The organism is Nitrosospira sp. NRS527 (genome assembly GCF_018406445.1).
Lineage (GTDB): Bacteria > Pseudomonadota > Gammaproteobacteria > Burkholderiales > Nitrosomonadaceae > Nitrosospira > Nitrosospira briensis.
This window is the reverse complement of the sequence record NZ_AP024515.1, coordinates 1,773,371-1,785,279: the sequence shown is the minus strand read 5'-3', so window position 1 is coordinate 1,785,279 and position 11,909 is coordinate 1,773,371. Positions and strand designations below refer to the sequence as shown.

Sequence of the window (11,909 nt, the reverse complement as noted above, 5' to 3'; positions counted from 1 at the left end):
AGGTTTAAGTGGCACGTTGTGACCTAATCAGTGCGGACGAAACCAACATGAGCGAAGCCAACCCGCTTTACCTCCCGCCGACTGAAATATCTCGGATTGACATTCCCCATGAAATTTCCATCTATTTGAATGGGGAAGACCTGGCCACCAAAAATGTTGCTTTCCAGCTCTCTACTGTGGATTCGGACGGCTGGCCTCACGCCGCCTTGCTCAGTGCCGGCGAGATACTTGTGCTGCCTGACGGGCGTATCCGGTTTATTATCTTCCCGAGTTCGGGTACCGCCGCCAATATTGCTCGTGACGGCCGCTCGACGCTGACCATGCCGCTCGACCGTGGTATGTGCGAAATACGGATGCGAATGCGAAAGCTGGGCGAGAGTAAAGCTGCCGGCGTTGCGCTCGCCATTTTCGAAGGACAAGTACAGCGCATACACAAGCATTTGTCGCGCTATGCAGACGTGGAGTCTGGCTTGACCTTTTCCCTACACGAACCGGAAGTCGTTCTTGCCCGCTGGTACCGCCAGATTGCGGTCTTGCGGAATGTACCGTCAGTGTGACGCGCCTTATCACAGCAGTTTATTAAACACCCTGGAGGAAAGTCGAATGAATATTTCCAAGCGTCATCCGTTGTTATTAGGCGGCAGCATTGCAATAGCGATATTTTCCGGTTCCGTTGCAGCCCAGGATTTGGGTCAGTTGAAAGGCATCATGGGCGGAAGCAATATCGGCGGCGCAGCCTCTTCACTGGGGTCGTTGTCATCCATAACGGCGGGAAGTACCGGCAATGCCGCGGGCGTTATCGAATTTTGCGTCAAGAATAATTATCTGGGCGGTGAAAACGCCTCTTCGGCCTCTTCGGTCAAGGATCAATTGATGGGAAAGCTCGCCGGTAGCGAGGAACAACCGGCCCAGAACAACCCCGACTATATTAGCGGCGCGAGTGGTATCCTGACGGGCAGTGGCGGCCAGAGCGTTGATTTGAGTATGGCTGGCCTGAAGGCCAAGGCGATCAAGAAAGTATGCAACAAGATACTCGACCAGGCCAAGTCCATGCTTTGATCGCTGGTCTTGAACTGCCGGGTTATGCCCGATAAGTATACCGTGAGCAGAGGGCGTCGGTGGACGAAGGCGACAACTACCGCTCCTGTACGCCCATCTTGACGCCGAGTACCGGATGATCGGTTCGAGGTGCAACCAGATAGTGAAGTGCTCAATGCGCATGTAGCCAACTCGCTGAGGCGGCGTCAATTGAATAATGCTCTGCAATGCCCGTGTATATTAAGTTATTCTAGTTGGAGAAAATGTAGTTACCGTCAAAGTTACCGCCACACTATAGTAGCTCCGACTTGATCCGCCAGAAAATGTCAGACCGTGTCGGATTTAATGAATTCTCAAAGTGACCCTGGGGATAGGTTTACTACTTTCGCCACAGGTAGAAATGTGCCAAGGGGAGACGGTCAAGCTTCAGCTCCCAAGCCGCCATTTGTACATACGCGATATGTCGAGACCTGTTTGCCATATACCTCCTCCGTCCGTATGCTATAGTGCATTATAAGTATTTGATAGTTAATTTGCCCTTGATTCCTTCCCACAAAGCATTGCATTTCATTACGCAAGAATCTTGCTATCTATGGGACAGAGCGCCTTAATGCACCGGACCCGTTTGGCGGCCGATTATTTCGAACGCTAGATCTCGCAGATGGAACGCATCGCAAAGCTCGACGCAGCTTCAAGACAGCTAAATGCAGCGATATCGCTGCTCTTCGATGGAGCAGATCCGATTGTTGTTCACACGCTAACCGTCGCAGCCTCGAACATATTTTCTGACGTCATTGACAAGAGATCAGGAACCCAGTCATGGCGCGAAAAAATGCGAATTGATCACGGCGTATCCAAAGCTGCGATTAAAAATATAATGCAAAGCGCATGGAATTTCTTCAAACATGGGGACCGTGATCCTGAAGGGATACTGGAATTTGACAAAAGTGAGTCGGAGTACCTAGTCTTCTTTGCCACTCTTGAATGCGGGGAGCTTCAAAGTACGTCTATTCAAATGCAGACCTTCCAGTTCTGGTTTCTTGCATCGGGTGCCTTCGACCTTTGCGCCGAAAACGAAATTCAAAAAAAAGCAGAGCTTATTTTTCCCGGCCTAAGCACACTTCCACGATCACAGAAATTAAGCATCGGTGCAGAAATGCTAGCCAAACAACTGGAGGGTTTCCGTGCCGAGACCTAACCTCCCCATCCACCGGATCTGCACAAAAAGCCGCGCAGGCCGTTGATCTCCAACGTTAGGCACCTTCAATGCGCTTCTCTGCACGACTCGCAGCAAGTAAAGGCAATCGGACGCTGATCCTCGAGGATGCACCACGTTCAACTCGGGTCGGATATATCAAAGGGGTGCTGGGTGAGTTCGTTGGTACTCACGGCAGTTCATATAGTCAGCGTAGCAAACCGCTCGACACTCAGGAAACTCATCAAGCCTTCATAGCGTTGATTCGAGAAGAGGCAGACCCTTGGGATTACGACAATGATAGTTCCTGGGGGGCATTGACCGCTCACCTCAAGGATTGTGAATGGCCAGAATTCTATGACTTCGTTGAACTCGTTGGAGCGCTTCTCCTTAAGAAAGATGACGATGGGCCATTCAACGAAACAGAATACTCCAAAGGATATCAGACAAAACTGAATGTCCTACTTCAAGAGGATACTATCGGATGGAGTCTGAATGACAAATCAGAACTGCATCGTCAAATTCCAAAGTCGATGGGTAAGCGCGTAACCCTTATCGAGTCGGAATTGGCTGATAGATTCGCCACTGCTCGCGTTCACTATCAAAAGGCAGTCACGTATCTTTATCAGCATCCAATCGACGAAGCGAATAGCATCAAAGAAATCGTCAGTGCACTTGAGAGCGTCGCAAAGGCTCTTGTTCCAAAAGCTTCAACTTTGGGCAATGCAATCAAGTTAATGCGGAAGGATCCAAAGTATTCTACGCACCTACTTGACGCTCTTGAACGTCTTTATGTATATTCCAATACGACACCGCTTGTACGACATGGGCATGTTCAAACCGGACGCCCTCAATTGCCAGAGGCTGAGCTTTCACTATTCATAGGCGTCGCGTACATTCGATATCTCATCGAAATAGGCGGGAAAGGTGTCTAATCCGCTTTTGCACCGCACCACCGTCGGCGGCGGGTGAACAGCAACGTTGAGCGTCCGTTATCGGGAAGACCAATTGTCTGAAATGTGTCGGTTTGCGACTTTCGCCGCGAGCAGAAATGTGTCAGAACCGGCCATCATTGATGTTTTTCTCTGGAAGCAGACAGTTAGACACACTGGGTATATGCTGCCGCCTTGTCGCTCTATATGCGTAGTGCTGCTTTACACGAAAATTTAATACTGTATAAATGCAACGAGCATAAAAGAGCTATTTAGTCAGCAAGCGCCTTTCAGAGATATTCTGCACGTCGGGTTGAGAGGCAGACATCGGAGTTAGGGCGCAAAGTTGTCTCCCTATAACAAAGTTAGACGACACCATATGGTCCGTACTCCAGCGAGCGATAACGCGTTCTTTCAAGCTTTACTGGGAGAGGACCCATTAGGTGCTGTCGTCCGGGCACACATACACGTTGAAGCTCGCGTCTACCAGGTGCTCGCTGCCCTTACGCCTCACCCTACCCATCTTCCAAACAATCTGCGCTATGAACAACGGATAAGAATGGCCGTAGCGCTAGGGCTGAACGAGGAAATTCTACAACCACTCAAGGTATTAGGTGAAATTCGAAACGAGTTTGCCCATAGCCTTGATGTAACACTGACCGATGCAATGGTGGAACGGCTTTGGCAGGCCTTCTCGCAGGAAGACCAAAAGATCATTCGTGAGGCATATGCGGATACCCACGCCCAACTCGGTCAGCATGGGATGCCAGAATACGAGAAATCAGATGCAAGGTATCGTTTTGTCATGATAGCAGTCGCAATAGACAAATATTTGATCGTCGAGGAGAACGAAGCTCGCAATGGCCATGATGTCGTCTAGCTACTCATTGGTGCGAACGGCTGGCGGCCCATACAATTCACACGTTATGCATACCAGAAATTCTTGGAGTGAAATTTGGATTTAGAATTCTTCTTGAAAGAGCGAACAAAATTTGCACGTTACTTTTACGAAAATGTCGCAAATTCGTTCAAGACCGACGCCCCCTCAAACTTGAGTAGCGGCTGAGTTTGGAGTCCAATCTTACGCAAAGGAGATTGGACATGAAGAAGCGATTCACCGAAGAGCAGATCATTGGATTTCTACGGGAGGCCGAAGCGGGGTTACCGGTGGCGGAGTTGTGTCGTCGGCAGGGATTTTCTGAGGCGAGCTATTACCTCTGGCGCAGCAAGTTTGGGGGAATGAACATCTCCGATGTGAAGCGGCTAAAGGAGCTGGAGACCGAGAACACGCGGTTGAAGAAACTGCTCCCCGAGTCGATGCTGGAAAGCGAGATCACGAAGGAGGCCCTCCGAAAAAAGTGGTAAGCGCACCGTCACGTCGTGATCTGGTGCGCCATATGACCGGCCGAGGATTAAGCGAACGGCGGGCATTACGGATAATTGGCATGAGTGCCAGTGCCTATCGCTATCAACCTGTTGCAGACCGAAACTCGGCGTTGAAAGCGCAGATCGTGGCATTGGCACAGCGGCACCGTCGCTATGGGGCAGGCATGATTTATCTGAAGCTGCGTCAAGCCGGTGTGGTGGTCAATCACAAGCGCGTCGACCGTTTGTACGCAGAGGCAGGTCTTCAGGTAAGAAGGCGTAAACGCAAGAAGATTCCGATGGCCCATCGCCAACCGCTGGGCAGGCCACAGGCCGCCAACCAGGCTTGGTCCATGGACTTCATATTTGACCGCACGGCGGAGGGTCGCAGCATCAAGAGCTTGACCGTGGTGGATGATGCAACCCATGAAGCGGTGGCTATTGTTCCGGAGCGGGCCATTGGCGGACAGCACCTGGTACGAATCCTGGATAAGCTGGCGGTCGCGCGCGGACTTCCTCAGGCAATTCGCACGACAACGGGAAGGAGTTCTGCGGACGGGCCATGTTGACCTGGGCACACGAACGGGGTGTCAAGCTGTTCCTGATCGAACCGGGCAAGCCCAATCAGAACGCCTACATCGAGTTATTCAATGGACGCGCCGGGAACCAGGATCGGCTCCCGGTTCAAAATTCAAAAGATTATGTTTTAGCTGCCGCTGTTGAGCCCGCCAGTGCTTCCTGAAGCTTTCTCTCCTGGTCGGGGGACAGGGATGTACGGAGTACTTTGCCTGTAACGCCGGCGAGTTCAGCCATGACTTTTTCCGGCTGTGCCTTACGCACAAGAATAAAAAGTGCCGACGAGTTATTCGGAATGGTATTGGCCAATGACTTGATGAAGTCATCGTTGATACCATAGTCCGATAAAGAACCTGACAGCGCACCCGCCCCGACGCCAATAGCGCCGCCCAGTACAAATCCGGCAAATGGATTAAGGAATAGCAATCCGACCAGCATGCCCCACAGGCCGCCGGAAAGAAAACCCGACGTTGCGCCGGCAGTGGTGAGATTGATGCTTTGCTTGAGATGGACCTTGCCCTCGTCATCACGAACGACGACAACCGCGTCCTCGAGATCCAGGAGGTATTCTTTTTTTAACTTGGCAAGCCTCAACAGTACACGATCGGCTTCCTCGGTATTTTCAAAGCCCACTACAACTAATTCAGACATATTTATCCTCTCTAATTGTTTTGTTCACCATGCCCTACACGATTCAGATGGCCTCATTGTGCTCGAAGCAGCGCGAGCCGACGAGGAGCCAATCCTTCAGAATAGTGATAGGTGAACAGCATCGGCAAAAAACCCAATTATAAGTTCCTTACTACCGCCTGTCTGTTCGGTGCCGCACATAGCTTGGCGACATAGTCCGTCAGATGGATAAAGGATTAGTGGCATAAAGCGCGCCATCCGATTATTCCCGGCGGTTTTCTTGCACCCGCACAGAACGGGCGAGACATCCGTGGAAGATCAGGTCAATCGAAGCGGTCTTGGCGGATATCAAGCAGTCAACCGCGACTCCGCCTTGCGATGCGCAGTATCAGCTTGCTGAGTTCACGCAGCCATAGCACTGAACTTGCCACCGCCGTGCAAAGTAGCCAATCGTCAAAGTTCAGGCTTACGGTGGAAAATGCCTGTTGCAGAACGGGTATGTAAATCACTGCCACCTGTAACACGAGCGCCAGCATAACAGCGGCCCACAGCCATTTATTGGAGAACAGCCCGACGAATGCGCTCTGCTCGTCGGAACGGGCATTGAAAACGGTGAAAAGCGAAAACATCACCAGGGTTGTAAACGTCATGGTCTGCGCGTAGCGCATGCTGCCTGAGCCCTCCACATATCCGCCGGGCAAACTGGCATCGAGCACCAGCAGCGTACCGGTTGCCATTATGATGCCGGTGAACAGGATGCCAAACCACATCCGGGATGTAATAACGCCTTCGCCTTTCGGCCGCGGCGTTTTGCGCATCACGCCAGGATCCGCGGGGTCGACGCCGAGGGCGAGCGCGGGTGCACCATCCGTTACCAGGTTGATCCACAGGAGTTGCGTCGCCAGCAACGGGAGCACGATAGTTTCCTCAGCCTTCAGCCCGATGACATCCATCAGCAGCACACCGAAGAACATGGTGAATACTTCACCGATATTCGATGACAGAAGATAGCGCAGGAACTTCCGGATATTGGAGAAAATGGCGCGTCCTTCTTCGACAGCCGCAACGATTGAAGCGAAGTTGTCGTCCACGAGCACCATGTCGGCGGCGGCCTTGGAAACATCCGTCCCCATGATGCCCATTGCTATGCCGATATCCGCAGTTTTCAAGGCAGGTGCGTCGTTTACGCCGTCTCCGGTCATTGCGACAATTGCGCCGCCTCGCTGCAACGCTTTTACGATGCGCAGCTTGTGCTCGGGGCTGACGCGCGCGTAAACCGACACCTCTTTTGTTGTCTGGTCGAGAGCATCGTCCGATAGCCTCTCAAGCTGGGCGCCGGTAACGGCCTGCGGATGTTCCGCTATGCCAAGGCTGGCTGCGATAACCCCGGCAGTGACCGGATGGTCCCCGGTTATCATTATCGGGCGTATCCCGGCCCTCTTCGCGCGGGCGACGGCTTCTTTCGCCTCTTCACGCGGTGGATCGATCATGCCGATCAGCCCGGCGAACACGAGGTCTTGTTCAATGCGTTCGTCGACATCATCGATTTGGAGCGCGCCGGGCGGCAACAAGCGAAAAGCAACCCCGAGGGTGCGTAATGCTTCGCCTGCCAGCGCTTCATTCATTTTTCTGATCGCTGCACGGCGATCCGCCACCAAAGTTTTTGTCTCGCTTCCCACAAGCTCGTATGAGCAGCGCCCAAGCAGCAGGTCCGGCGCGCCTTTGGTAAAGACGATCAGTTGCTCCCGCTTTTGGGCGTCGGTATGAATCGTCGTCATCAGCTTGCGCTCGGATGAGAAGGGTATTTCGGCAACGCGCTCGAAACGCGCATTGAGCGCCCTATCTTCCAGCCCCGCTTTACGCGCTGCTACAATGAGCGCGCCTTCCGTGGGATCGCCCTGTACGCTCCAGTGCCCATTGTGCTCCTGTAAAACGGCATTATTGGCGCGATCGGCGATGGTAAGCGCTTGTTCCAATTCACTTCGCAGTGCGCCGTCAATCATCCTGTTTCCGTGCGGGCTCAGCGCTTCATCTTCGTGCGGCCGCACTTCGCCTACCTTTCCTTCCGGTGCGTAGCCCACGCCGCCCACGGATATGCGCCCGCTTGCGGTGACGATGATACGCACCGTCATTTCGTTTTTGGTCAACGTACCGGTTTTATCGGAGGCGATGACAGTTGCCGAACCGAGCGTTTCAACGGCGGGGAGGTGGCGCACGATGGCATTCCTGGCGGCCATGCGCTGTACACCGAGAGATAGAACCGCGGTTACCACCGCAGGTAAACCTTCGGGTATTGCCGCGACAGCCAGCGCTACTCCAAGGATAAGCACGTCAAAAAGAGCCGCGGCACCGCTGACATCTTCAACAATGATAATGGCCGCTATCATCACAATGGCGATAACGACAACGATAATCCCCAACAGCTTGCCCACGCGCGCCAGTTCTTTTTGTAGCGGTGTTATCTCTGCCGATGTATCTTTCAGCATTCCGGCAATGCGCCCCATCTGGGTCTGCATGCCCGTTGCCACGACTACGGCACGCCCGTGCCCGGAAGCGACTGCGGTACCGCTGAAGATCATGTTGCGGCGATCGCCGAGCTCGGCATCATCCATGATGGTAAGCGTATCTTTTGATGCAGGCAGGCTTTCGCCGGTGAGCGCCGCCTCCGCCGTTTGCAACGCAGCCGACTCGAGCAGCCGGGCGTCTGCGGGGATGGTGTCACCCTCCGCGACGAGAATGATGTCGCCGGGTACGAGATCGGCTGCAGGGACGTTTCGCTGGGCACTATCGCGGATAATATGTGCGTGCGCCGCCGACATCTGGCGTAGCGCAACTACTGCCTCCTCCGCTCGTGATTCCTGTATGTAGCCCATGAGCGCGTTTAGCAACACGACCGCGAATATGGCGGTTGCTTCATAGGGCCACGCCGATTCGCGTTCGTACAGCCACAATCCTGCCGAGATCGCCGTTGCAATCAGCAGCAGAATAACCAGCACATTCTGAAATTGGGCGAGGAATTTCTTCCACCGGGGAACCGGTTTTTCAGCCTCGAGCTCGTTCTTCCCATATCTATCGAGCCGCGCCCGCGCTTCCTCTTCGCTCAAGCCACGCTGTGCGTCTGTGGCGAATACGATCAATACGTTCTCGATCTCTTGCTGGTAAGGGATCTTCTGATCTTGCTCAGGATGCGCTATGTTCATCCGCCAGGTTCAAGATGTGCTTGTAGTTGAAGGCCGAGCATGAGAGTTCATGCAGTAGATAAACTTGTGATTACCCGGCTCTGCAGCCTGTCGGACTTAAAGGAAATCGGCTGCAAAAGCGCCTGGTTGGTTCATATTTCGTTGCTTTTTCGACCAATAGAATAACTATTGACCTTCAACCCCCAAAATCTGCCCTCACCCAGTCACTTTTTCGCTGCGATTCTTCAAGTCCGACAGGCAGCTAGCTTTATTTCAATAAATTTGGTTAAAACCACCGGCTTTAGCCGGTGACTCTGACTTTAAATATTTTGACTTATGCGTGTTTAGCTTGGTGCGATTAGACGACTTTAGTCGTCTGCTTCCAAGCTGCGCTAACCCACCTACTTTTAGTAGGTGGTAGTTTATTCTGCTACTTCTGAATCTGCTGGGCGTGCTCGAGATGGTCGGAAAGGGGTGCGAATAAACTGAACAATAGCGCTGCCAGTTCCTCATTCTTGACATTGGGCATCAGTGTATTGTCAATCAAATCAAGCAGGTTTTGGTGAAAAGCGACTATCTGGTCGATGTACGCTTTATTGAATTCCTCGCCAGATGCAACGTTCAGCCCGGCAAGGTGGTTTTCGCCATCGACTTTCAGCTCCTGGCTGATCGGGCTGTCCCGGGGTGTCCATTCAAGCCTGGTTGCCAGCTCAGCGACCGCCTTATTCACATGCGAGTGCTCACGTGCAACTTGATGAGCGAACGCCTTGACTTCCTCGTTGGACGATTTAAGCCCTGCCAACCTGCTGGCCTCGACAGTCACATCGTTGGCGCTAACCACGACGTGAGCGATTTGCGCATCGTCGATGCCGATCTTTTGTTCAGCGGCGGCAAATGCGGAACCGGCCAGCCCAACAGTCAAAAAGAGTAGATTTCTCATGTTGATCCCCTATTTTGATAGGTCGAGTAATAAACTGAGCAATGAACTCTACCACGGAAACTCTACGGCGAAAGTCGCAAAAGCTGTTATCAGTAGAGCGTTTCTACCCGCCTTGGACTTGTCCAGGGAAATTGTCTAAGGAATGCCGTGTAAAAAAGGGCAGCGGTTGACGAGATGAACGCCGGGTGACGCGGTGCGGATTGAAGTAGGCAAGACGCACTACTTTTCAAGCTCGTGGTCAAGGGTCGGCGAATGCGTATCTTCGCCTCTCTGTCATCGCCACAAGCCCGTTTTGAGTGCCGCTTTCGGCCCCTGTGGGTGAACCCAGGGGCTTATCCGGCATTACTTTCTAGTGTTGGGCGACCGAGTCGCGCCACTCTCCCGTTTCTTTCCCGCGATTTTCGAGGAATTCCTTGAAACGCTTGAGATCTCCGCTCGTTCGCATCTTTACCAGTCCCAACGCATCGCCAATCTCTTCAATAATACCCTTGGGGCCGTAATCCATTTGCAGCACGATCCGGGTTATCGAATCGGATATTTTGTAGAATTTGACGACACCCTCGTTTTTAGCGCCGCTCGTGCTACGCCAGGCAATCCGCGTTTCCGGCACTTGCTCCGTGATCTCTGCATCCCATTGCGTTTCTTTACCGCCGATTTTTGCGCGCCAGTGCAAATGCGTGTCATCAATTTGCCGTACTTCGCATACTCCTTTCATGAAGCGGGGAAAATCCCCAAACTGTGTCCATTGATTGTATACCGTGTTTATCGGCAAATTTACCTCGATCGAATCTTCCATTGTCGACGTGTTTTCAGAATCGCGAGATTTCCTGATTTTTTTTGACAGCATGAGTCCCCCTGCGGTAACCGCAGCGATCGTTACAATTTTTTTTAACATTTTAATTTCCCCCAAGTAGATGCCCACTGCCATTCCGAAGTTCTTTTCATTCGCGAGCTTTACCTGGCTTGGTACTTGAGCTGGCGGAAGACTCGCTCAACTGTGAGAGAAAATTTGTCCGCGTTTTACCCATACGGTTCGAGTGAACACAGCAGCAAATTGCACCTCTTTTAAGATAATGTACTCTCTGCCGCACGTGATCTGTGCGGTTGTACACGTAGTGCAAAAGTACTGCAAATTTGAACCAGGTGACCGCCCCGTTATCGCGGTGCGCAGAATAATCAATTGCAAGGTGACCACGGCACACCCCTGGGAGGACAGCGCAATAAAAGAACGGGGCGGGATTCATGGCCAGAGTTTCTCGATCGGTACAGGAGAAACTGCAAGCAGCAGGGGATTTACAGGGCGTGACATTGAACCGATTTATTGTTCTCGCGCGCTAGATTTCAATGATACCTTTCAAGGGAAGGTGGTCGGACGCAATTCTTGCGAGGCTGCTGGCGTGGACCTCCAATTTTGCGAGGCGGCGACGTGGATGCACCCAAAGCCGATCGAGGGCCATGAAGGGCTGGCGCGAAGGGTAGGTCGCGACGTGGGGCGTGGATAGGAAGTGGCCGTGCAGCCAGCGCAGGGGACGTCCCCAGAGAAACCATTCGTTTAAATCGCCCAGCAGCACATAAATATCCTTCGAGCCGATGTCGAACAGCTTGAGCAGCTGACGAACCTGGTGGCGCCTTTCCCAGGGCTTGAGTCCGAGATGGGTCGCGACCACCTGCACATGCCGTTCTTTACCATCGAGGGTCACATCAAGCGCCCCACGCGGTTCCCGGCCGGGAAGGGTCAGGTCGACGCGGTTGACTGTCAAGATGGGAAGCTTTGTCAATATGGCATTTCCATAATGCCGGGATTCGCGCAGCAGGGTAGGGCCGGCAATGGCGGTCAAGCCGGTTTTCGCAGCCAGGTAATCCAGCAGGTCATAACCGTCGACATGATGGTGGTCCACTTCCTGCAGCGCCACGACATCTGCGTCCAGCTCACGAAGCACGTCAGCGATGCGTGCAGGTTCGAAGCGGCCATCTGTGCCGACACACGCATGTATATTGTATGTAACCAGCGTAAGGTGCATAAGTCGCGTAAAGACTAAAGATTAAATTTTCTG

10 protein-coding genes and 1 pseudogene are annotated in these 11,909 nt (G+C 52.8%); 6 read left to right on the top strand and 5 right to left on the bottom strand.

Going from position 1 to position 11,909, the window contains the following annotated elements:
* Positions 1-8: 8 nt before the first annotated feature.
* From KJS40_RS07970 to KJS40_RS07945, 6 genes and pseudogenes are all read left to right on the top strand, one after another.
* Positions 9-557 carry a pyridoxamine 5'-phosphate oxidase family protein gene (locus KJS40_RS07970; protein ID WP_213537022.1) on the top strand — a complete coding sequence of 183 codons (549 nt, stop codon included), beginning with the start codon at positions 9-11 and terminating at the stop codon, positions 555-557.
* A 46-nt stretch (positions 558-603) separates the two neighbouring features.
* Positions 604-1,059 carry a DUF2501 domain-containing protein gene (locus tag KJS40_RS07965; RefSeq protein WP_213537021.1) on the top strand — a complete coding sequence of 152 codons (456 nt, stop codon included), beginning with the start codon at positions 604-606 and terminating at the stop codon, positions 1,057-1,059.
* Between the two features lie 640 nt (positions 1,060-1,699).
* Complete coding sequence (locus tag KJS40_RS07960) at positions 1,700-2,236, top strand: hypothetical protein (RefSeq protein ID WP_213537020.1); 537 nt, start codon at positions 1,700-1,702, stop codon at positions 2,234-2,236.
* A gap of 68 nt (positions 2,237-2,304) precedes the next feature.
* The gene (locus tag KJS40_RS07955) at positions 2,305-3,168 is read left to right on the top strand and encodes a hypothetical protein (RefSeq protein WP_213537019.1); all 864 of its coding nucleotides are present in this window, start codon (positions 2,305-2,307) and stop codon (positions 3,166-3,168) included.
* Between the two features lie 376 nt (positions 3,169-3,544).
* Positions 3,545-4,045 carry a hypothetical protein gene (locus tag KJS40_RS07950; protein ID WP_213537018.1) on the top strand — a complete coding sequence of 167 codons (501 nt, stop codon included), beginning with the start codon at positions 3,545-3,547 and terminating at the stop codon, positions 4,043-4,045.
* A gap of 221 nt (positions 4,046-4,266) precedes the next feature.
* Positions 4,267-5,188, top strand: a pseudogene (locus KJS40_RS07945) (IS3 family transposase); the annotation flags it as partial.
* A gap of 41 nt (positions 5,189-5,229) precedes the next feature.
* Here KJS40_RS07945 and KJS40_RS07940 read toward each other — a convergent pair.
* The 5 genes from KJS40_RS07940 to KJS40_RS07915 form a co-directional block, all read right to left on the bottom strand.
* Complete coding sequence (locus tag KJS40_RS07940; RefSeq protein WP_213537017.1) at positions 5,230-5,757, bottom strand: DUF1269 domain-containing protein; 528 nt, start codon at positions 5,755-5,757, stop codon at positions 5,230-5,232.
* Positions 5,758-6,092: 335 nt separating this feature from the next.
* Positions 6,093-8,936 (bottom strand): cation-translocating P-type ATPase, encoded by a 2,844-nt coding sequence (locus KJS40_RS07935; RefSeq protein ID WP_213537016.1) that lies wholly within the window; start codon positions 8,934-8,936, stop codon positions 6,093-6,095.
* A 409-nt stretch (positions 8,937-9,345) separates the two neighbouring features.
* A complete protein-coding gene (locus tag KJS40_RS07930; protein WP_213537015.1) occupies positions 9,346-9,855 on the bottom strand; it encodes a DUF4142 domain-containing protein in 510 nt (169 codons plus the stop codon).
* Between the two features lie 349 nt (positions 9,856-10,204).
* Positions 10,205-10,750 carry an SRPBCC family protein gene (locus tag KJS40_RS07925; RefSeq protein WP_213537014.1) on the bottom strand — a complete coding sequence of 182 codons (546 nt, stop codon included), beginning with the start codon at positions 10,748-10,750 and terminating at the stop codon, positions 10,205-10,207.
* A 439-nt stretch (positions 10,751-11,189) separates the two neighbouring features.
* Positions 11,190-11,876, bottom strand: a complete 687-nt coding sequence (locus KJS40_RS07915) for an endonuclease/exonuclease/phosphatase family protein (RefSeq protein WP_213537012.1) — start codon at positions 11,874-11,876, stop codon at positions 11,190-11,192.
* Positions 11,877-11,909: the final 33 nt, after the last annotated feature.